Below are 22,023 nucleotides of genomic sequence, written 5' to 3'. Positions count from 1 at the left end.
GCATCGGATCGATGATGGTGCTCGTCGATCAGGATGGTCGCATCGCCTAGGCTCCACTCGTGAGCCTGCCCTCCCCCACCTCCGAGAATCGCGCGGTCGTCACCGGCGCCTCCTCCGGCATCGGCACCGCGCTGGCCGCCGACCTCGCCGCGCGCGGCTACTCCCTGATCCTCGTCGCCAGGCGTGGTGACCTGCTCACCGAACTCGCCCAGCGGCTCACGCTGGCGCACGGCATCACCGCCGAGGTGCGCGCGGTCGATCTGGCCGACCGGACCCAGCGCGGCGCCCTCGTCGAAGAGCTGGCCGCGCGCAATATCGCGATCCTGTGCAATAACGCGGGCATCGCCACGTTCGGGGCCGTCGCCGAACTGGATATGGCCTACGAACGTGCGCAGATGGAACTGAACGCCGTTGCGGTGCACGACCTCACGCTCGCCGTGCTGCCCGGCATGATCGCGCGCGGCGGCGGCGGCATCCTGATCAGCGGCTCGGCGGCGGGCAATATGCCCATCCCGAACAACGCCACCTACGCGGCGAGCAAGGCCTTCGCCAACACCTTCTCCGAATCGCTGCGCGGCGAGCTGAAGGACTCCGGTGTGCACGTCACCCTGCTCGCGCCCGGCCCGGTGCGCACCGAAACGCCGGACCCGTCCGAGGCATCGATCGTGGACCGCATGGTTCCGGACTTCATGTGGGTGACCTCCGAATACACGGCGAAGGTGTCCATCGATGCCCTGGCCCGCAACAAGATGCGCGTGGTTCCCGGTCTGATCAGCAAGGGCATGAGTGTGGCGGGTCAGTACGGACCCCGCTCGTTCACCGCGCCCATCGCCGGTGCTTTCTACCGGAAGCTCGGCGGCTAGATTTCGGCTGCTGTTCGCTCGCATACCGGCCGGTGACAACGGATCGCCGACGACGATCGCGCCGGGCTGAGTATCATCGACACCTGCGACCAGGTCCACCGCGCCCTCGTCGTCGCAGACCGGCTCCGCGACAGCACCGGCTCCACCATCGGCACCCAGAGCTACTACATCGACCTCACCACCGACCGCGCCGAGGAACGCCACGCTATGTGACCTTGGCGAATCTCATTGCTGCCCTCGATATCTTCGAGCGACGCGAGACTTGGACCGGAAAGGAACCGTGGCCACAGCGACTGAACCGGGCACAGTCCCGGGCCGATTCGCGCTCGGGGTAGATCGTGGCTCTGGTTGTCACGAATGCGGACGCCCACCTCGAGCAGCAGGCGCGGCCGAATTGGTCGCGCCTAGCACGCACCTGAAAGCACTTACACGGTAGGAAGATTCGCTATCGGGAAGTTGGACCATGACCAGGTAATGTCGGACTTACGGCTGCTGGCCACCGCCATCGAGGAGGGCCGGGACCTGTCCTCGATGAGCGGCATCCTGGCCGACAGCTCCTATCGTCTGCTGCCGGTCTGACGGGCCGGCCTCACTTCAGGTGCCGGGCGAAGAACCGGTTCCCGTCGTCCCCCTCGAACTGCGGGACGCCGGTGTGCCCGCCCATATTGGCGTGCAGCGTCTTCTCCTTGGAGCCGAAGGCGTCGAACAGGTCCAGGGCCAGTTGCCGGTCGTTTCCTTCGTCGTCCCACTGCAGCAGGACCTGCAGCGGAATGGTGATCTGCCGGGCCTCCTCGAACATGGTTCGGGGCACGAAACTCCCGGCGAACAGAAGGGCGGCCGAGATCCGCGGCTCGACCACCGCCAGCCGGAGGCCGATGGCGATCACCCCTCCCGAGTACCCGACCGGACCACCGATCTCGGGCAGCGAAAGGAGGACGTCCAGGACGGCCCGCCATTCCGGGACCGCCTTTTCGACCAGCGGGAGGACGAGCCGGTCGACGATCTCGTCGTCGACCGGCTCACCGGCCTCCAGCGCCCGGCGCAGGTCGGCGCGGGCCTGCTCGGCGGCGGCGGAACGGGGCCGGTCACCGCTCCCGGGGAGCTCGATGGTGGCCGCGGCGTACCCCTCCGCCGCGGCGTGGCGGGCCCGGGCCACCAGTCGGGGGTACATCTGACGCAGTCCGCCCGGGTGGCCGACCAGGATCAGCGGCGCCGGTGCGGATGCGGATCCGGGCGTCCACAGGATGCCGGGGATCTCGCCGAGGGTGAATTCGCGCTCGAGGACGCCGTCGTCGAGGCGCTGTTCAGAAGTGAATTGCATGGTCGTGCCTTTCGGGAGTGCTCTTGAACGGCGCTCCCGGACGACCTATCGCCCGACCGTGACCCCAGAGGGGAGCACCCATGTCGATACTGCGTTCACGGGTACCACCTCCTCGTTCTCTCGCACGGCTTCCGGAAAAGTAGCAGTGGTCGCCGTGGTCCGGCAACGGGTTTTTGCGGAGGCTCCGTGGCCGGGGCAGGGGCTGCTGCGGTTGAACGGATCTCAGTCGGCGAGATAGCGCAACATCACCACGGTGTTGAAGTGCCTCGTCTCGGCCAGTCGGAGCTGGATGCGGGTGTTCAGCGATGGGAACAGCGGTGTGCCGCCGCCGAGCATTACGGGCAAGAGGAACAGCTGGTACTCGTCGATGAGCCCGTGTGGCATCAGCGAGGCCGCGAGGCTCGCGCCACCGACCTCGATGACGCCATCGCCTCCAGCCTTGATCCTGCGGACCTCCTCGACCGCGTTCTCGCTGATCAGCGTGCTGTTCCAGTGGACCTCGGTGAGCGTCCGGGAGAAGACGACCTTCGGCTTCTCCGTCCAGAGCCTGCCGAACTCACGCTCGATGCGCGGCGCGTCCTCGGGCACGTGCGGCCAGTACTCGGCCATCAGCTCGTACAGGCGACGGCCGTGCAGCGAGACCTCGATCTCGCGGTAACGGTCGTTGTGGAATTGGTGCAATTCCTCGTCTGGGTTGGTCCAGTCGATGTTGCCGTCGCGGTCGTTGATGTAGCCGTCCAGGGACACGCTGAACCCGTAGATCAGTTTCCTCATGACCGGGTAGGCCTCCTACGCGCGCGAAACTCATCGGCGCTCATCGGACAAAACTGGTCCTGACAAATTCGTCGGACATGGCGGTAGCAGATGACGCAGGTGGCGAGGCCGAGGAAGGCTTCGTGGCGACCTCGGGGTAGTCGCCAGTAGCTTTTTGGTCGGGTCGGGGCCGCTGTTGGCGACGTAGGCCAGCAGGGTCCGGTTGCTGTTCTGCGCACACGCCATCGAGTACGCGTACTGGTGCGCGACGCAGGCGATGTCACCGTTGTCGTTGTTGGGATAGGGATAGTTGCCGTCATGCTGTCGGTCCTGAGTCGCCTTCTCGGGTCAGCTTCTGCAGTTCGACAGCGGCACGACCAGCTATGGACGGATCGGGGTTATTCACGGCTTCCTCGACGAGATGGTCTCTGCGCGCTTTCCTGCGATACTCCAGCAGCTCCCGAAACAGCGCTGCGAGGGTCGCTTGGTAGGCGTCGTCGTAATAGACCGGGAAGGTGTTCGACGGCATCGGTCGGTCGAAACCCTCGACATCCCAGTCGTATTCGGCGTCGTACAGCCATTGCCGTAGTTGCTCGTCGGTTGGACGGTCCGCCGTCACGAGGTCACCCCTTCCGAATACCCGGTGCCGATTGTTGTATAGACCCTGGAACTAATCGCGGAGCAGGGTCACACCGGCGAGCACAGAGACCGCCGAAGAGATCATCGAATTACTCGTTCAACGGATTTCAGGCGCAGGACACTAGCTGCTTGTCCCTGAAATAGCGCCTGGGGTACGGCTGCCTCGGACGTGGCCCGCCAGTCCCTCGCGGAGTTGGCTCGGCGTGGTGTCGAAGCGTCGACGGAAGGCCTTGTTGAAGCTGCTGGCCGAACCGAAGCCCAGGTCCGAGGCGATATCGGTGATACTGCAACGCTGGTAGGCGGGGCTGCGCAGGCGGTCGTGCGCCAACTGCAGGCGTTCTTCCCGGATGACTTCGCTCGGCGTGGTGCCTGCGGCGCTGAACGCCAGTTGAATTTGACGCAGTGACCAGCCGAGCGCACCGGCCACGCGCGTGCCGGTGAGGTCCGGGTCGCCGGCATGGTTGTGGATATACCGACGGGCGGTCGCTTCCACATCGGCGAGCTGGGTGGATGAGCTCGCCGGATCGCCGAGAATCTGCATGCACAGCAGATCTACCAACCGTTCGGAGACGGTGTCGAATTGGCGGTCGGTGAGTGCGGCGCATTCGGTGTACAGGCCGCTGACCATCCCCGCCGTCACGCGCCCGAGTCCGGTCGTGAGATCCAGCGGGCGGGTGGGCGGCGCGACGTGGTTGAGGCGATGCTGCATCTCCTGCCGCGGAATGGTGATGATCAGCCCTCGCGTGCCGTCGGGCATGGACATCGCGAAGGGCTGGTCGATGGCCACCAGGCACATCGTTGCCGGAGTGAGGATCCCGTGCCCGTCGTCGGAGCCGAAGGTCAGCCGCCCAGCGAGAGGAACGATCAGCCGATAGTCGTCATCGGGGTCGGCACGGATGAGCTTCGGGGTGCGAAGGTAGGTGACGGCGTCCGATTCCCATCCGACGAGCTGGTAGGCGTCCGTGCGCCGCAGTCGAGTGTGCCCCTGGAAGTCGGTGCGGCTCGGGAACCGGTAGCCCAGTCGGCAGTGGTACATGTTGATCAGATGGGCCCAGTAGTCGGCGCGCTCATGTGGATCCACCACACTTGTCGTGGCCGAGTCGGCAATAGCCGCTTGGTCCATGAATACCGTCTCCCGGCTCGGCGATCATTGGTGGCCTGGACACCAACCCAATTCGAGAAGAAGTGTACGGCGGAACCCGCGCGGACCACAGCCGGATCAGCAGTGCCGCTTTTCGAGTTCTGCGCACTCGGACAATGCTCGTGCGTTCCGAGACAAGCGGGTTTGCGTGGGCGGTGGCTACGGTCCGAATAGCTGATGCCCGGATCGGCAGGTGTGGCTATCGGTGCCGACCCGATTCAGCTGGTTGCGGACGATAATAAGGAGTTCAAATGCGCAGAATCGTGGTCGGCGACGACGGAACCGGACAGGGGCGGGTACTGGCAGACGACAGTATCGACCCGCTCACACTGGCGCTGCTGCCCGGCGCTGAGATACATCGGATGTGGGAACTCGACGAGCTACCCGATCTGCCGGTCGACCGGATGCCTTCGCAGACCGATACGCGCTACTTCCCCGTCCCGGGCGGGCTGCGTTTCGGATTCATCTCCATACCTCCTGGGCTGACCTATGAGCCCGACGCCGACCTGTCCGAGGAAGCACTAGCCGCCGTCACCGCGGAAGCGGAGACGAAACTACCTGGGATGATGGCGGCCTTCGACCCCGCTGCGCCTGGCATGCACAGCACCGCGAGCATCGATTTCATTGTCGTGCTCAGCGGCCAAGGCCGAATGCGCCTGGGCGACGGTGTCGATGTCTCGCTGCGATCGGGCGATTGCCTGATCCAGAACGGCACACCACACGCATGGTTCAACGACGGTGCGGTGCCATTCGTCTTCAGTTACACCCTCTGCGGCGTCGCCGACCGGAATGTGCCGACAAAACCATGACTCACCCCCAGCAGCGGAGGTCCCCTGGATGAGGTTCGTCGGAAGTCGGTGGCACTGCTTCGAATACACGCTGGTGGCGGACAGTCCGTGCGCCGTAGCTGTCGATCCCTCGACAGTGGGGCCGACGTCGATGTTCTTCGATTGCCTGGTAGTGCGAGTCGTCGTCGAACCCGGCGACTATCCCTTGACCGACGAGGCCGTTCACGCGATCCGGTACCTATGCGCCGAGAGCGAGGCAGCCTATATCGTCCTCGCCGGAATCCCGCACTTCGCGACCCCGGGTAGTCGATTTACGCCGGCCGCGAATCAACTGGATATCCTTACCCACGTCGCCGACACACTCGACGTGCTTTCGGATTTCGCCGAACGACTGGAGGAATACGGGGAACGCGTCCACCTGATGCCGTTTGGATGGAAGGTCGCCTCGCGGGCCGAAATATCGGCGCGGCGATGGGATTTGCCTTCCATCACCGTATCCGCCTCCAGGGATGTTCACCGGGTGCCGGATTCAGCTTCCCTGGACATCCGTTCGGCCAGTGCAATGTTCGCAGATTCGGTTCTCGGGCGCGGCGCGATACCGATGGCGACGGAGTTGACCAGCGCCTTCGGTCTGGCCAGCTGCTAGGAGGATTTCAGCCTGTCCCAGCAGCGCGCCCCTGCCCACTCGTCGAACCGGCCACCGACATGCTTGCCGTCGTCGGCGAACATCTCACCGACAATCGCCTCTGACCGGGTACCGAGCCGGCCTGCACGGTAATCGGCTAGCTGCGTACGTCGAGTTGTCATGTGCCCTAGGCCGTGTAAGCGGCGAGGATGTAGTTGGGGTGTCGGTCGAGGTTCGTGCGGGCGCGGTCGTAGCGCATGGTGGTGACGAAGGTGTGGCGCAACATGTGTGGGTGCATCCATGGCATCACTCTCGGCCGCGTGTATGGAGATTCGGTCAGGATTCGGGCGTGGTCTCGCCGCCCTTGCGAGTGAGCGCGGCGAGGGCAGCGAGGTGGGCATGGTAGGCGGTGCGGGCCTTGGGGGTGAGGGCGAGCCAGGTTCTCGGTTTGCGGCCCACGTAGCCCTTGGTGACTTCGAGGTATCCGGCGTTCTCCAGCAGAGTCATCGCTTTGGACAGGGTGGATTTGTTGAGTTCACACAGGTCGGCGATGACCAGGAATTCGGCTTCGGCGCAGCCGTCGAGGAATGCGACGAGTTTCAGGCGCGGCAGGGAGGCGAACAGCTCGTTCAGTTCTTCCATGGCGCGGTCCGCGGTCGCGTCTTCCACGGCGCGGTCTGTGGTCGTGACTGCGAGTACCAGACCCATCCACCCAGAATCACACTGGCCAGCAGTCGTAGCCATACGCCCAACCCCGAGTGCAGGACAGCGAGGCACGGCACTATCACTATCGCCAGCCACGACACCGCTTCGTCCTTCCACTGGGACGGCGGGCGTGGGATGATGCCGCGCGCACGCCGGGTGGCGCGCATCCAAAACGCAACCTTCAAAAGCGCGAAGCTCGTGGCGATTCCGGCGATGATGAGGATCGCTGTGGGCACTGTACCCAGATCTTCCTCGACTGCGGTGTCGAGCAGCATCACAGTGAGCGCTGTGAGCAAACCGGCCACGCTGGGTCCCCAGCTGGGCACGGCAGCGGCCTCGTGTGCCTGCCGAGTCGCGGCGGCGGCGATGTCCAGTGCCTGCTGTGGAGTCTGCGCGTCTTGCATCAGCCGACCGTACGCCAACCGGTTTCCATTTGGCAACTGGTTTCCCAGTTTGGACCTCACATCTCGAGCCGCCCATCGGTAGCGCACGTCGGCCGACGCCAGATGCCTCCAGCTCGTTGATCTTCCGAGGTGCCGCCAGCGGACCCATGCAGACTCAGTGACAAACAGCAACACCTGTAATCGGTGACCTCCAGGGCGGCATCGTGATATTCGAGAAGGTGGACACCGGTTCCGGGTGGCTGTGGTTGATCGCTGAAGGCAGGTCAAAACTCTGCCGTCACGTGGATGGCGGAAAGCGCAAGACGTGCGCTCACACCGCCCGATCGCAGGTACCGACGACGCCGGGCCCAGCGATTGGGCTTCAGGTAAGCGCCTGGTCGGCGGCCTGTTGCGATCTCGTCAAGATCAGGCGGCGATACGTCAAGGTCGCATATGCCGGTGGTTCGGGCAGCTGAAATCGGCGTAGTCCTGACAACGGCCCCGCAGGTGGAGAAAGCGGGGGCGACACAGGAGACATCGTGACGCTGCTCGAAATCTTCCCGTCGCTGCGGTCGGGGGGAATGCCCCCGCGGCTCGACTCCGCGATCTGGCCACGGGACACGCATTACGACGATGCCGGCCGAATAACCGTTGGAGGTGTCGCGCTCGCCGATATCGCCGACCAGTACGGCACGCCCACATACGTGCTCGCCGAGCGTGAGGTCAGGCAGCGCTGCCGGGCATATCGAGCGGCCTTCCCCGACGCCGAGATCTACTACGCGGGCAAAGCGTTGATGATCACGGCGGTCGCCGACTGGGTCACCTCGGAGGGACTATCCGTGGATGTCTGCTCGGCGGGCGAACTCGCCGTCGCGCTCGCCGCGGGCGTCGATCCCCAACGAATCATCTTGCACGGCAACGGAAAATCCTTCGACGAACTGGAGGCCGCTGTCCAGGTCGGCGTCGGCCGGATCGTGGTCGATTCGCTCGCCGAGATCACGCTGCTCTCCGCACTGGCCACCGGCTCGCAGCAGGTCATGTTGCGGCTGTCCCCCGGCATCGACGTGCACGGTCATCCCGCCGTTGTCACGGGGGTCACCGATCAGAAGTTCGGTTTCCCGCTCGGTAGCGAATCGGCCGCCGAAGCCGTCGCCCGCATTCTGCGCCAGCCGACATTGCGGCTGGTCGGCTTCCATTGCCATCTGGGCTCGCAGATCTGCGATCCGGACTACTACGGCGAGGCCATTCGACGGATGGTCACCGAGATGGCGCGCGTCCGTGACGAGCACGACCACCTGCTCACCCATCTGGACATCGGCGGCGGACACGGTGTCGCCTACCGCTGCGGCGACGCCGAAATGAATCTTGCCGAACTGTCCGCGATCGTCGAGGACGCCCTCGACGCGGCCTGCGCGCGCCGCGGTTTCCCGCGCCCGGTCATCGCCATCGAACCGGGCCGTGCCATCGTCGCCCGCGCAGGTGTCACGCTGTACCGGGTGCGCTCGGTCAAGCACATCGACGGCGGACACACCTATGTCACGGTCGACGGCGGGATGAGCGACAACCCACGGGTCGCGCTGTACGGCGCGCAGTACAGCGTGGTCGTCGCCAACCGGCATCCGACCGGCCCACAGATGACCGCCACCGTCGCGGGCCGGTTCTGCGAGGCGGGCGACATCCTCGCCACCGATGTGCAGCTACCCGCGGATCTGCGGCCCGGCGAGGTGCTGGCCATGCCGTGCACCGGTGCCTACCACCACAGCCTCGCGTCCTCCTACAACAGCGTCGGCCGGCCGCCGATCGTCGCGGTGCGCAAGGGTATCTCCCGGGAATTGGTGCGCCGGGAAACTCTGTCCGACCTGCTCAGCAGGGATATCGGCCGCTGAGAAACGGCGTTGACCACGGCATGTCAGTGATTCGTCAAGATCGCCGATCGGGTGGTCAAGGTTGCGCTAACGACAGGTCGAGCGCCCCTCCTGGCGAGGTACACCTGAGTATCCCCGCAGCTATCGCCAGCGGGCGCACACAGGAGAACACCGTGACGCTGCTCGATCTCTTCTCGTCCACCCCGTCGGTGCCGGCCACACGCCTCGACACCGCGATCTGGCCCCGCGATTCGCACTACGACGAGTCGGGCCGGATCGTGGTCGGCGGTGTCGCGCTCGCCGATATCGCCGAGCGGTACGGCACCGCAACGATGGTCCTCGACGAGCACGAGGTCAGGGGCCGCTGCCGTGCGTATCGGAAGGCTTTCCCGGAGACCGAGATCGTCTATGCCGGACAGGCATTGCTGGTTCGCGCCGTCGTGAACTGGGTCACCGACGAAGGTCTTTCGGTGGCTGTGCACTCATCCGACGAGTTGGACGTCGCTCTGGCCGCGGGCATCGACCCGAAGCGAATCATCATGCACGGCAACCGGGAATCCTTCGACGCGCTGGTGACTGCGGTCGATTGCCACGTAGGGCGGATCGTGGCCGGTTCGCTCGCCGAGATCAATCTGCTCGCGGCGGTGGCCACCCACCCGCAGCGAGTGCTGCTGCGCTTATCCGCCGATATCGACGTCGATGGTCAGCCGACGGACATTGCTCGACGGCCCGACTTCCCGGTCGGTGCCGCGGCTGCTGCCGCTGTCGAGCAGGTGCTGAGCAAGCCGATGCTCGACCTGATCGGCTTCCACTGCCAGGTCGGCTCCCAGATCTACAATCCCGACTACTACGGCGAGGCGATACGGCAGATGGTCGCGGAGATGGCGCAGGTGCGCCACGACCACGGCCGGATCCTCACCGACCTCGATCTCGGTGGCGGGCACGCGGTCGCCTATCGCAGCGGCGACGCCGAGATGAACCTGAACGAACTCGCCGCCATACTCGAGGACGCACTCGATGCGGCCTGTGCCAGACAACGCTTCCCGCGCCCGAATATCGCCCTCGAACCCGGCCGTGGGATCGTGGCTCGCGCCGGCGTGACGCTTTTGCGGGTGTGCTCGGTCAAACACCACGACGGCGGGCACACCTGCGTCATTGTCGACAGCGGTGCGCGCGCGGGCACGCGGCCCGCCGCGCCGGCGGCCACGGTGCTGGCGAATCGGCGGGCCGCCGGACCGCACCGAACCGCAAGCGTCGCGGGCCGAGCCGGAAACGAGATCCTCGCCACCGATATCCGGCTGCCCGCCGACCTGCGCCCCGGTGACCTGCTCGCGGTGCCGTGCAGCGGCGCATATCAGCATGGCCACGCCCAGTCCGACACCGCACGACTGCCCGTCATCGCCGTCGACAGCGGCCGCTGCGTCGAACTCGTACGCCGTGAACCTGACATGCTCGATCGCGACGCCGGCTGACCCACTGCGCCGACCAGACGCTGACCAACGTCACGACCGGCACTCGCGCTCCGGGCTCGGCCGACGGACTGCACCAGCTTCGGCACGCTGCTCATTCCGATCCTGCTGCTGCTACCCCCAGCCCGATGCGCAGCGGGTTGCCGGCTACCTGAACACAACCCGCTCAGCGTTTGCGGGTGCCGAAGATACTGCGGCTGATCTCGCGACCCGCCACGGTAGCGGCCGAACGCAGGAAGCTCTTTACGGCCGGGTTCTTCATGATGCGCTCGGCGGCCGAGTCCTCCTCGGCGGCCCTCGTGGAACGCCCGGGCGCCGCGGGCGGTTCCGCATTCTCCTGTGCCGCGGCAACCTTCGCGGCGAGCATCTCGTAAGCCGATTCGCGGTCGATGGTCTGGCCGTACTTGCCGAACAGCGAACTCGACAGCGCGCGGGACTTGATCGCTTCGTCGCCGATGGTGTCCATCAGCGAGCGCGGCGGCGCAATCCTGGTCCACGCCACCGGAGTCGGCGCACCCTTCTCCGAGAGCACGGTGACGATGGCCTCGCCGGTGCCCAGTGAGGTAAGCGCCTGCTCCAGATCGTAGGTGCCGGTCTTGGGATAGGTCCGCACCGTCTTGGACAGCGCCTTCTGATCGGCGGGTGTGAAGGCGCGCAGCGCGTGCTGGATACGCGCACCCAGTTGGGAGAGCACGGCATTCGGGATGTCCGTCGGCAGCTGGGTGCAGAAGAACACGCCGACGCCCTTGGAACGGATCAGTTTGACCGTCTGCTCCACCTGCTCCAGGAAGGCCTTCGACGCGTCGGCGAACAACAGGTGCGCCTCGTCGAAAATAAAAACCAGCTTGGGCTTTTCGACATCGCCGACCTCGGGCAGGGTCTGGAACAGATCGGCGAGCACCCACATCAGGAAGGTCGAGAACATCACCGGCCGCGCCGCCTGGGCACCGAGCTCGAACAGGGTGATCACGCCCTGCCCGCCCGCGACACGCAGCAGATCCGCCGGATCCAGTTCCGGCTCACCGAAGAAGGTGTCGCCGCCATCGGCCTCCAGGTTCACCAGCGCGCGCAGGATGACCCCGGCGGTCGCCGCCGAGACCCCGCCGATGCCCTTGAGGTCTTCCTTGCCTTCCGGACTGGTCAGATGAGTGATGACCGCGCGCAGATCCTTCAGATCCAGCAGACCCAGCCCTTGCTGGTCCGCCCAGTGAAAGATCAGTCCGAGCGTCGATTCCTGAGTCTCGTTGAGTCCGAGCACCTTACTGAGCAACACCGGACCGAAGGCGGTGATGGTCGCGCGGATCGGCACCCCGATGCCACCGGTGCCGAGCGAGACGAACTCCGTCGGAAATCCGGACGGCTGCCATTGCCCCGCACCGGTTTCCAGCCCCCGCGCGCTCAGCTTCTCGTTCGGCTGACCGGGTTGGGAAAGACCGGAAAGGTCGCCCTTGACATCCGCGAGCACCACCGGCACTCCGGCGCGCGAGAGCTGCTCGGCAATGCCCTGCAGCGTCTTCGTCTTACCGGTGCCGGTGGCGCCCGCGACCAGGCCGTGCCGGTTCAATGTGCGCATCGGAATCCGCACCAGCGCAGTCGGATCGACTTCCCCGTCGACAATCACGGAGCCGAGCGCGAGCGCCTCGCCGTCGAACGCGTAGCCAGCGGCGATCTGCTGCGCGGGCGACTGCTCCGCCGAAATCGCGGTGTCGGATGCTGCCGCTTTCGTAGCTTGGGCCACCGCGGCGGTCACGGCAGCGGTCTCCGCCGTGGCGGCGGCCTTTGCCCGGGACTCGGCTGCCACCGCCACCGCATCGGCGCCATCGGCCGCACCCGAGGTGGCCGCGGCCTCCTGTTCGGCCAACTCGCGCTCTGCGGCTTCCGCGGCGGCGGCTTCCGCGGCGACCCGCGCCGCCTCCTGCGCGGCCTTGCGGGCAGCGGCCGCTTTCTCCTGGGGAGTGGTCATCGCGCGTCCTCCGTCTTTGGTCTGACTGTGACTGCTTTCGCAGTGTTAGCTGTCGTGCCACAAACGCCTACGCCGAACTCCCGCAAACTCTATCGCCGCTGGTCGCGTACAGAGGGCTCAACCCAGCCACCACCGGAGGACACCGCTAGTGTTGCTCGGGTGTCCGACAAATTCGTGGTGTGGATGGATTGCGAGATGACCGGCCTTCGTCTCGACAGCGACAAGCTGATCGAGGTGGCCGCACTCGTGACAGACAGCGACCTCAACATTCTGGGTGAGGGCGTGGATATCGTCATCCACGCCGACGACGAGGCGCTGGCCGCCATGCCACCGGTGGTCGCCGAAATGCATGCGCGTTCCGGTCTCACCGAAGAGGTGCGCCGCTCCACGGTCACCCTCGCCGAGGCCGAGCAGCAGGTCCTCGACTACATCCGTGAGTACGCGCCGCTCGCGGGCACGGTCCCGCTCGCGGGCAATTCGATCGCCACCGACCGTGGCTTCATCGCCCGCGACATGCCGCTGCTGGATACCCACCTGCACTACCGAATGATCGACGTGAGCTCCATCAAGGAGCTGTGCCGCCGCTGGTACCCGCGCATCTACTTCGGCCAGCCCGAGAAGGGGCTCACCCACCGCGCCCTCGCCGACATCAAGGAATCAATCCGCGAGCTCGAGTACTACCGCCGCACCGCGTTCGTCGCCGCACCCGGCCCGTCGACTGCCGAGATCTCCGCCATCGCCAACGAACTCGGCAACAACAAGAACGCAGCGGCCGCCCAGCCCGACGCCGAGTAACCCCGCCGCCGGCACCGGATCGGCGGAATCGCGAATGGCCCGGTGTTGCCGGGCGCACCGCAAACCCCGCGGCGCGCCAAAAGCCCAGTACAAACGGCACACCGATAACCGATTAGGGACTCCAGGGGGTTACACGCTAATATCTACCGCGCCGGTGATTCACCGGCGATGGTGGCTGTAGTTCAGTTGGTAGAGCACCAGGTTGTGATCCTGGCTGTCGCGGGTTCGAGTCCCGTCAGCCACCCTCTACGGGCCAGGTCAGAGCGGAAACATTCTGACCTGGCCCTTTTTGTCGACTCACGAGCAACCATGGCAAGTATTCAGGCCCGCAGGTGGCGGGGCGGCAGGCACATAATCATCGAGCACGTCCGCCTTATCCGGCACCTCAGCCGTCGGTCACAAACGCTCGTCGAGCCATTCGCGGACGACCTGCGCAGTGTGCTCGGAATCCCGGCCGACCAGACCGAAATGATCCGATCGCACGATCCGAAGATCGTGGGTGTCGTGGAACGGCCGCGTCTGCCAGCGGGCCGGGTCCCCGGCACCGGGGGCGAACGGCTCCGTGGCCCGAACGAACAACACCGGTACCTCGATCGGGGCGAAGTCCATGCCGGACATCACCGCGAGCCAGCGGCCCATGGCCGAGAGCCGGTCACCGGTGGGTCCGGCGATACCGGTCTCATCCACGAACATCTCGCGCAGAATCGTCTCGATCGGGACCGCCGGGTCATCGATCGGGAAGGTGTCGATCATCACCAGCGCGGCCAGCCGAGCCTCGGGGCTGCGTTCCAGGCGACGCGCGGCGGCATACGCCAGCGCACCACCCGACGAGTAGCCGAGCAGTACGAAGGGCTCGTCCGCTGCGGCACCGAGCACGCCGTCCACGACCGCGGTGAGAGCGGCTTCAGCGGAAGCAGGCAGTTTCTCGCCGGACGCAAAGCCGGGCAACGGCACTGCCGAGAAACGCACTGCGTCCCGGAAATGCGCGGCGAGCCGGGCATGCTGGTGGACACCGCCATTGGCCATCGGCGAGCTGAGGGCGATCAGCCGGATGCGGTGCGGTCCGTCGGTCAAGGTGGTTGCCGCAGGTAGCGGGCCACGATCGGCGCTGTCGGTGAAGGATGGCCGCAGGTCCGCGGCCGCGCGCATCACGCTGAAGGCCGCATCCGGGTTGCCTGCGGCGACTGCGTGCTGAACGACCGCTCGGACCGACTCCTCGTACCGCGATACTGTCGCGACCGGCTCGGTCTCCGGTGTGCGCGGCGGCCCGATCAGCTCATTCCACACTCGCATCGCGAGCGCACCGGGGGTCTCGGCGTCGAACACGGCCATGAGCGGTAAGCGGAGGCCGGTCGCCTTGTTCACGGCGTCGTGCAACTCCTTCGCCGACAGCGAGTCGAAGCCGATCTCCAGGAACTTGCGATCCAGCGCCACCGCCGCCGCATTTCGGTAGCCAAGCAACGCCGCGACGCGACCCGTGACCAGGTCCTCGATGAGCCGAACCTGATCGGCGCTGTCGAGTCCGGTGAGTTGGCGACGAAGCGAGTCCGATGATGTAGCGGCAGTCGCCACGGACCGGGTCGCCGGGACGGCAGACTCCGGCACGGGACGGACGAGCTCGCGCCAGATCGGCGCCGTTGGTGTCGAGCCGATCGCGGCGAGATCGACGCGCATCGCTGCCAACAGCGCCGGACCGGCGGTGAGTGCGGCATCGAACAGCGCGAGACCGTCCGCGTCGGAGAGTGCGAGTATGCCGTTGCGCGACATTCTGGCGTGATCAGCGGGGGTCAGCGTGCTCGTCATCCCGGTGGCCTGCGGCCACAGACCCCAGGCCACCGAAACCGCGGGGAGACCCCGCGCCCGGCGATGTGCTGCCAATCCGTCCAGATAGGCGTTCGCGGCACCATAATTGGCCTGGCCGGGACTGCCGAGCAGACCGGCGATCGAGGAGAACAAGACGAATACTCGGACCGGAAGGTCCTGGGTGAGCTCGTGCAGATGCCGCGCCGCATCGGCTTTCGACCACAGCACCTTCTCGATTCGATCCGCGTTCAGCGCACCGAGCACCCCGTCGTCGACGATCCCCGCCGCGTGTACGACACCGGTCAGCGGGTGTTGTGGATCGATGCCTGCCACTACTTCCGCGAGGGCGGCACGGTCGCCCACGTCGCAAGCGACGATGCGCACGTCGGCACCGAGATCCGCCAGTTCGGCACGCAGCGCCTGCGCACCGGGGGCATCGGATCCGCTCCGTGAGATCAGCACCAGGTGCCGCACGCGGTGCCGCTCGGCCAGGTGCCTGGCCATCCGCCGCCCGAGGCCACCGGTCCCGCCGGTCACGAGGACAGTGCCGTCGGTCGTGAGCAGAGCATCATCGGTGACAAACGCGGCGCCGTCGGGCAGGAGCGCGGGATCACTGACCACCAATGCGGCGCCACCCATAGCAGGCACAGCACCATCGGTCACCAACGCAGCACCATCAACCAACGCAGCATCACCGGTCACCAACGCAGCGCCACCGGTAGCGAGCGCAGCGCCGCCGGTCACGAGCGCAGCATCATCGGTCACCAGCGCAATACCGGTCACCAACGCAGCGCGGCCGGCATTCGCGGCTGTCTGTGTTCGGACTGCTCGCTGCCTGATCAGGCGAGGGACGAGAACCGAGTCGGCGCGAACCGCGAACTCGTTTTCCCCCACCGGCACTGCCCGCTCGAATGCGGCCGGGTCGTCGGTGTCGGCGAGGACGAACAGGCCCGGATGCTCCCGCTGGGCGGAGCGAACCAGGCCCCATACGGCGGCCTGCACGGGATCGGTGTCCTCGAAATCCGCCGTGGCCACGGCATTCCTGGTCAGCACGAGCAATCCGGCTTGTTCGACTACCTTGCGCTGCAGAGCGGTCAGCACGAGATTCAGCGCGGTTCGGAGCTCGGGCACGGCGCTGACGTCGAGCAGCTCACGGTCGTCGCCGGACCGTTGGCCCGCGTGCTTCCAGCCGATCCGGAACAGCGTGTTCGGCGCGATGGCGCTACCCGGTGGCATGCCGTCGGTGCGGCGGCAGATCAGCGACTCCACTCGTGCGACAGGCCTGCCGAGGTCGTCGGCGATATCCAGGGCGATCTCACCTTGTCGATCGGCCTCGGGACGCAACCGCACTCGCAACGCCGTCGCCCCTGTCGCGAAGAGGCTCACACCCCGCCAGGCGAACGGCAGCATTGGTCGTGGGCCAGGAGCCGACTCGCCCTGTCCACGAGCGGCACCCGCTCCGGGCCACTGCACCGCGGTATCGGTGTGGTCCTGCGTCACCACGATCGGATGCAACGCCGCGTCGAGCAGAGCGGGATGCAACAGGAAAGACCCGGTCGAAAGGTCATCGGGCAGTATGACTTCGGCGAAGAGTTCGGTGTCGCGCCGCCACAGTGCACTCAGCCCACGGAATGCCGGGCCGTGCGCGACACCCGCCTCGACGAGCGACTCGTACACGGTGTCGACATCGATGCGCTGCGCTCCCTGCGGCGGCCAGATGGCAGACCCGAACCCGGATACCGCGGTGTCCGTTTCCGGCACGAGCGCACCGGTCAGGTGCTCGGTCCAGGATTCCTGTCCGGTGATCTGCGAGTGCACCGCCACGACGACGCGCTTGTCCTCTTCTTCTGTCATCCGCAGCTGGAGTCGGACGCTGCCGCCCTCCGGCACCACCAGCGGGGCAGGCATGACCAGCTCGTCGACCCGGTGGCAGCCGAACCGTTGGCCGAGGTGTACGGCCAGCTCGACCAAGGCCGTTCCCGGCACCACAACCGCGCCGTGCACCCGATGATCGGTCAGCCAGGGCTGCTCGGCCAGCGAGATCAGGCCCGTGCAGGTCACACCCTGCCGGCCGGGGTGCTCGACGAGTGCCGCCACCAGCGGATGCGTGATGTCCTGTTGGCCGAGCCCGGCCGCGCTCGACTGTCTCGTTCGACCGACCCAGTAGTGACCACGCTGGAACGGATAGGTGGGCAGGTCGATGCGTCGAGCATCGCTGCCGTCGAAGAATCTCGTCCAATCGACCGGCAGCCCACGGACATACGCCTGAGCGAGCGAACCGGCGAACCGGCGCAGGCCGCCATGGCCGCGACGTAAGGTACCGACTGCCAGGCCGCCCTCGCCGACTGTCTCCTGCATCGCGGTGGTCAGCACCGGGTGGGGCCCGACCTCGATGAAATGGTTGAACCCCGCGGCCGCAAGCGATTCCACGGTCGCGGCGAATTGCACCGGGCGGCGCAGGTTGTCGTACCAGTAGCCTGCGTCGGCATCGCGGCCGGTCATCGGTTGGCCGGTAACCGTCGAATACCAGGGAATGTGCGCCGGCTGCGGGCTCAGTTCGGCCAGGTCTGCCAGCAGCCGGTCACGGATGGGCTCGACATACGCCGAGTGCGACGCGTAGCCGATCGGCACAACGTGGGCCGACTTGCCCGTATCGCGGTAATCCTTCGCCAGTGCGGTGAGAGATTCGGCATCTCCCGCCAGCACGGTCGAGGAGAGACTGTTGCGCGCGGCGATGCTCACCGCCGGGTAAGCGGCAAGATAGTGCTCGACGTCCTCGACCGATCCGACCGACAACATCATGCCGCTCAACTCGGTGCACAGTTCGCCTCGGCGGACGACGGCTCGGATCGCGTCACGCAAGGACAGGACGCCTGCGATGTGCGCGGCAGCGATCTCGCCCTGAGAATGACCGATCACGGCGGCAGGCTCGACGCCGTGGTGCTGCCACAGCCGGGCCAGCGAAACCGTGACTGCGAAGAGCACCGGTTGCACGACTTCGGTTCGGCGCAAGGCTGATTCATCGGCGATGACCTCGGTCAACGACCAGTCGACGAACTCCGACAGCACGTCCTCGCACTCGGCCATCGCGGCCGCGAAGACCGGGGCCGAAGCGAGCAGTTCGGCCCCCATCCCGGCCCATTGGGCCCCGTGCCCCGGGAAAACGAACACCGCTCCCCCGCTGAGGTCGGCATGCCCCGTGACCGCGGCGCCGGGTATCCCCGACATCAGCGCGGCCAGGTCGTCACGATCGGCGTCGAGCACGACCGCCCGATGCTCGAACGTCGCGCGGGTCGTGGTCAGGGAGTAGCCGACATCCGTTGGTACCGCGCCTGCGCTCAGGAGGGCATCGAGCCGTCCCGCCAGAGCTGCCAGAGCCGCTGTTGTCGATGCCGAGAAGACCAGCGGCACAACCGGATTCGGCGGGCACGCGAAGCGCTCATCCGTTCCGCTGCCCCGCTCGGTGCCGTGATGTCCACGATCGTCCCGTCGGGTGGCACCCTGTCCGGTGCTGTCCGAGCCCCGGTTGCGGTGTCCAGCGCCACTCAGATCACGGTCGCCGCGTCCGGTGCCGCGCAGATCACGGTCGCCGCGTTCGGTGCCGCGCTGTCCGGTGTCACCCCGTCCGGGCCCGTCCCCCTCGGTACCGCGCTGTCCGGCGGCACCCCCTCCGGGCCCGTCCCCCTCGGTACCGCGCTGTCTGGTGTCACCGCCTCCGGGCCCGTCCCCTTCGGCGCCGTCCCGTCCCTGCCCGTCCCGTTCGGACGGAGCTTGTTCGAGGATGACGTGTGCGTTCGTGCCGCTGATTCCGAACGCGGAAACGCCCGCGCGGCGCGGTCTTCCGGTCTCCGGCCACGGCACTGCTTCGGTGGCCAGGCGCACCGCGCCGACAGCCCAGTCCACGTGCGGGGAGGGCTCGTCCACATGCAATGTCTTGGGCACCAGCCCGTTCCCCATTGCCATGAGCATCTTGATGGTGCCGACAATGCCTGCGGCAGCCTGTGCGTGCCCGAGGTTCGATTTCATCGAACCGAGCAGCAGCGGCCGCTCGCGGTCCTGCCCATACGTCGCCAGGATCGCCTGCGCTTCGATCGGGTCACCGAGCGTGGTGCCGGTGCCGTGCGCTTCGACCGCGTCGATATCGGACGGATCCAGCTCGGCGTCGGCCAGTGCCCGACGGATAACTCGTTGCTGTGCATGGCCGTTCGGCGCGGTCAACCCATTGGAGGTGCCGTCGGAGTTCACGGCGCTGCCGCGGATGACGCCGAGCACACGATGGCCGGCCCGGCGCGCGTCGGAGAGCCGTTCGAGGACGAGGACGCCGACCGCTTCACCCCAGCCCGTCCCGTCGGCCGCGGCGGCGAAGGACTTGCATCTCCCGTCGGCCGCGAGGGCGCCCTGTCGAGCGAACTCCGCGAACGTGGCCTGCGTCGACATCACCGTCGCACCGCCGACCAACGCCATCGAGCATTCCCCGGCCCGCAGCGATCGGGCCGCGAGATGGAGCGCGACGAGGGAGGAGGAGCATGCCGTGTCCACGGTGAGCGCCGGGCCGCGTAGCCCGAGCACATAGGAGATCCGGCCGGAGGCGACGCCGCCCGCATTGCCGGTCATCGCACCGACGTCGGAATTCGTGACCGACTCATAGGTGCGTGGCAGGTAGTCCGAGGCCATGGCACCGACGAAGACGCCGGTCTCGGTGTCCCGCAACGAGTTCGGGTCGATCCCGGCGTGTTCCAGTGCCTCCCATGTCGTTTCCAGCAGGAGTCGTTGCTGCGGGTCCATAGTCATGGCTTCGCGCGGTGAGATCCCGAAGAAGGCGGAGTCGAACCAGGCAGCGTCGCGCAGAAAGCTGCCCCGCCGGGTGAAGGTGGCGTCCGGGTCGAAACCCCAGCCGCGATCGGTGGGGAACTCGCCGAGTGTCTCCCGTCCCGCCACCAGCAGTTCCCAGAACTCATCGGGAGACGTCGTGTCGCCGGGCAACCGGCATCCCATGCCCACGACGACCACTGGGTCCTGGGCGGCCGGTCGTGCGTGGTTCGAGGTGGCCGGGGTGCCGACCGGCGACTTTTCGGCCAGTAGCTCACAGAGGTGCCGAGCGAGCAGGTTCGGGGTCGGTAGGTCGTAGGCGGTGGTCGCGGGCAGGGCGAATCCGATGGCCTCGGACACGGCGGCACGCAATCGCACCGCGGTCAGGGACTTCATGCCGAAATCGGTGAAAACCTGGTCGGGCCCGATCGATCCGGGATCTCCCAGCACCACACGCACCTGTTCACGAACCAGGTCGAGGGCGTGCCGCAGCCGTTCGGACGGCGGTAACGCCAGCATGCGGCGCACCCAGACCGACTGCGCGCGTGAAACATCACCGTCCAGCATCGCGGCGAGTCTGCGCCTGGCGATCTTGCCGGTCGGCGTGCACGGTATCTCCTCCTGCACGATCAGCTCGGCCGGAATCTTGTACTCCGCAACACCTTTGGCCGCCAGATGCGCGGTGACCTCACGCAACGTGAGCGCCGCGCCCGCGCGCAAAGTCACTACGAGACAGGGGTATTCGCCGAGACGGTCGTCCGGGCGCCCGACCACGGCGAGCAGCCGCGGCCCCGGCAGGTCATCGAGCAGCATCTCGATCTCGGATGCGCTGAACTTCACACCACCGACGTTGATCACTTCGGCGTCCCGGCCGCGGAAGGCGACTGTGCCGTCCTCGTTCAGGACGGCACGGTCTCCGGTGCGCAACCATCCGTCGACGGTCAGCGCGTTCCTCGTCAGTTCCGGTTCCTCGAAATATTCGGTGAACATCGAGGGGCCGCGGAATTGGAGCTCCCCGGTTTCGCCTGTACCGCAGGGATTTCCGGCTTCGTCGACGACCCGAACCTGGCCACCGGTAACCGGACGGCCGACCCCGCTGGTCGCCGCATGCAGGGGATCATCGGGCCGCGTGTACAGGCCGGCGCCCACCTCGGACATGCCCCAGTGCGAAATCACGCGTGCACCGAGCAGCCGCCGGGCGTCTTCGACGAGCGGGGCGGGGATGGCCGCGCCACTGGCCCGCACCTCCGTCAGCCGAATCCCACCGTCGTCGCCGGACGCTCCCAGCTGGGACACGATGTCTCGGATCTGCGCCGGAACTGCGTAGAGCACCCCTGCCTCGCTCGCGGCTGCCAGCCGCAGCAATTCCCGCACGTCCCAGCCGCGCAGCAAGGCCTGGCGCCCGCGGGTCACGAGGCTGACGTGCACCGAGAGCAGCCCGAACAGATGGGTGAAGAGGCTGGCGCTGATGATCGTGTCGGTACCGCGAGCACGACCGTCGGCAGCCACCGTGACGGCGTTCGATATGAGGGCGTCATGGGTGTGCACACAGATCTTCTGGCGCAACGAGGTCGTACCGGACGACGGGAGCAGCACGAAGGGGTCGTCCGGGCCGACCTGCACCGGCAGCGGGGTCGTCCCCGCCCACCGCCGCGCCATATCCTCCAGTGCCAGAACATCATTCGGTGCGAAGTCCGCGTCCCCGACAACCAGCACGTGCGTCAGCGCCGGGGAGCCCGCACGGAGCTCGGCGAGCAGTCCGTGCATGCGATCGGCGGTGCCGACCAAGGTGGCTGCCCGAGTCCTGGCGAGTAGCGAGCGCAGTTCGTTGGCCCCGAGGCCCATGTGCAGCGGAAGCATGGTCGCGCCCGCGGCGGCGACGGCGACATGAACGGTGAGGAACTCCCAGCAGTTGGGCAGGTGCACGGCGACCACGTCGCCTTGACCGATGCCGAGATCCTGCAATCCACGCGCCAGCGCATGGGCCTCGGCGCGCCACTGCGCCCAGGACCGGTAGCCGCCGTCCACAAAGACCGCCGGTTGCGCACCCCCGGCATCGGCGGCGGCTTCGAACAGCGACGGAAGTGTGTGACGCATGGAT

14 protein-coding genes and 1 tRNA gene are annotated in these 22,023 nt (G+C 66.8%); 7 read left to right on the top strand and 8 right to left on the bottom strand.

The window, feature by feature from the left end; all coding sequences use genetic code 11:
• Nucleotides 1-59 precede the first annotated feature (59 nt).
• Nucleotides 60-863, top strand: a complete 804-nt coding sequence (cmrA, locus tag OHQ90_RS12685) for a mycolate reductase (protein WP_328410269.1) — start codon at nucleotides 60-62, stop codon at nucleotides 861-863.
• Nucleotides 864-1,452: 589 nt separating this feature from the next.
• On the opposite strand, the gene OHQ90_RS12680 is transcribed toward cmrA, so the two are convergent.
• The 4 genes from OHQ90_RS12680 to OHQ90_RS12665 all read right to left on the bottom strand — a co-directional run bounded on the left by OHQ90_RS12680 (nucleotide 1,453) and on the right by OHQ90_RS12665 (nucleotide 4,699).
• A complete protein-coding gene (locus tag OHQ90_RS12680) occupies nucleotides 1,453-2,184 on the bottom strand; it encodes an alpha/beta hydrolase (RefSeq protein ID WP_328410267.1) in 732 nt (243 codons plus the stop codon).
• A gap of 222 nt (nucleotides 2,185-2,406) precedes the next feature.
• Nucleotides 2,407-2,958: a dihydrofolate reductase family protein gene (locus tag OHQ90_RS12675; protein WP_328410265.1), complete on the bottom strand. Its 552-nt coding sequence runs from the start codon at nucleotides 2,956-2,958 to the stop codon at nucleotides 2,407-2,409.
• A gap of 295 nt (nucleotides 2,959-3,253) precedes the next feature.
• Nucleotides 3,254-3,556 carry a hypothetical protein gene (locus tag OHQ90_RS12670; RefSeq protein ID WP_328410263.1) on the bottom strand — a complete coding sequence of 101 codons (303 nt, stop codon included), beginning with the start codon at nucleotides 3,554-3,556 and terminating at the stop codon, nucleotides 3,254-3,256.
• A 141-nt stretch (nucleotides 3,557-3,697) separates the two neighbouring features.
• Nucleotides 3,698-4,699: an AraC family transcriptional regulator gene (locus OHQ90_RS12665; protein ID WP_328410261.1), complete on the bottom strand. Its 1,002-nt coding sequence runs from the start codon at nucleotides 4,697-4,699 to the stop codon at nucleotides 3,698-3,700.
• Nucleotides 4,700-4,968: 269 nt separating this feature from the next.
• On the opposite strand from OHQ90_RS12665, the gene OHQ90_RS12660 reads away from it, so the two are divergent.
• Together OHQ90_RS12660 and OHQ90_RS12655 are read left to right on the top strand one after the other, a co-directional pair.
• Entirely contained in the window at nucleotides 4,969-5,526 is a 558-nt protein-coding gene (locus OHQ90_RS12660) for a cupin domain-containing protein (RefSeq protein ID WP_328410259.1), read from the top strand.
• Between the two features lie 151 nt (nucleotides 5,527-5,677).
• Complete coding sequence (locus OHQ90_RS12655) at nucleotides 5,678-6,151, top strand: hypothetical protein (protein WP_328410258.1); 474 nt, start codon at nucleotides 5,678-5,680, stop codon at nucleotides 6,149-6,151.
• Nucleotides 6,152-6,466: 315 nt separating this feature from the next.
• Here the strand turns inward: OHQ90_RS12655 and OHQ90_RS12650 are convergent, their stop codons facing one another.
• Both OHQ90_RS12650 and OHQ90_RS12645 read right to left on the bottom strand, forming a co-directional pair.
• Nucleotides 6,467-6,772, bottom strand: a complete 306-nt coding sequence (locus OHQ90_RS12650) for a transcriptional regulator (RefSeq protein ID WP_328410256.1) — start codon at nucleotides 6,770-6,772, stop codon at nucleotides 6,467-6,469.
• The gene (locus OHQ90_RS12645; RefSeq protein ID WP_328410255.1) at nucleotides 6,760-7,239 is read right to left on the bottom strand and encodes a hypothetical protein; all 480 of its coding nucleotides are present in this window, start codon (nucleotides 7,237-7,239) and stop codon (nucleotides 6,760-6,762) included. The genes OHQ90_RS12650 and OHQ90_RS12645 overlap by 13 nt, the downstream gene beginning before the upstream one ends.
• A 518-nt stretch (nucleotides 7,240-7,757) precedes the next feature.
• On the opposite strand from OHQ90_RS12645, the gene lysA reads away from it, so the two are divergent.
• Together lysA and OHQ90_RS12635 are read left to right on the top strand one after the other, a co-directional pair.
• Entirely contained in the window at nucleotides 7,758-9,104 is a 1,347-nt protein-coding gene (lysA, locus tag OHQ90_RS12640; protein WP_328410253.1) for a diaminopimelate decarboxylase, read from the top strand.
• A 152-nt stretch (nucleotides 9,105-9,256) separates the two neighbouring features.
• Nucleotides 9,257-10,555, top strand: a complete 1,299-nt coding sequence (locus OHQ90_RS12635; RefSeq protein WP_328410251.1) for a diaminopimelate decarboxylase family protein — start codon at nucleotides 9,257-9,259, stop codon at nucleotides 10,553-10,555.
• Nucleotides 10,556-10,718: 163 nt separating this feature from the next.
• Here OHQ90_RS12635 and OHQ90_RS12630 read toward each other — a convergent pair whose 3' ends face one another.
• A complete protein-coding gene (locus OHQ90_RS12630; RefSeq protein WP_328410249.1) occupies nucleotides 10,719-12,515 on the bottom strand; it encodes a helicase HerA-like domain-containing protein in 1,797 nt (598 codons plus the stop codon).
• A 159-nt stretch (nucleotides 12,516-12,674) separates the two neighbouring features.
• On the opposite strand from OHQ90_RS12630, the gene orn reads away from it, so the two are divergent.
• Nucleotides 12,675-13,310 carry an oligoribonuclease gene (gene orn, locus OHQ90_RS12625; protein WP_328410248.1) on the top strand — a complete coding sequence of 212 codons (636 nt, stop codon included), beginning with the start codon at nucleotides 12,675-12,677 and terminating at the stop codon, nucleotides 13,308-13,310.
• Between the two features lie 171 nt (nucleotides 13,311-13,481).
• Nucleotides 13,482-13,554, top strand: a tRNA-His gene (locus OHQ90_RS12620).
• A 152-nt stretch (nucleotides 13,555-13,706) separates the two neighbouring features.
• Here OHQ90_RS12620 and OHQ90_RS12615 read toward each other — a convergent pair.
• Nucleotides 13,707-22,019, bottom strand: coding sequence for a type I polyketide synthase (locus tag OHQ90_RS12615; RefSeq protein WP_328410246.1), 8,313 nt, complete (start codon nucleotides 22,017-22,019; stop codon nucleotides 13,707-13,709).
• Nucleotides 22,020-22,023 lie beyond the last annotated feature (4 nt).

Origin of the sequence: Nocardia sp. NBC_00403, from assembly GCF_036046055.1 — a bacterium.
Lineage (GTDB): Bacteria > Actinomycetota > Actinomycetes > Mycobacteriales > Mycobacteriaceae > Nocardia.
This window is presented reverse-complemented; position numbering and strand designations above follow the sequence as displayed.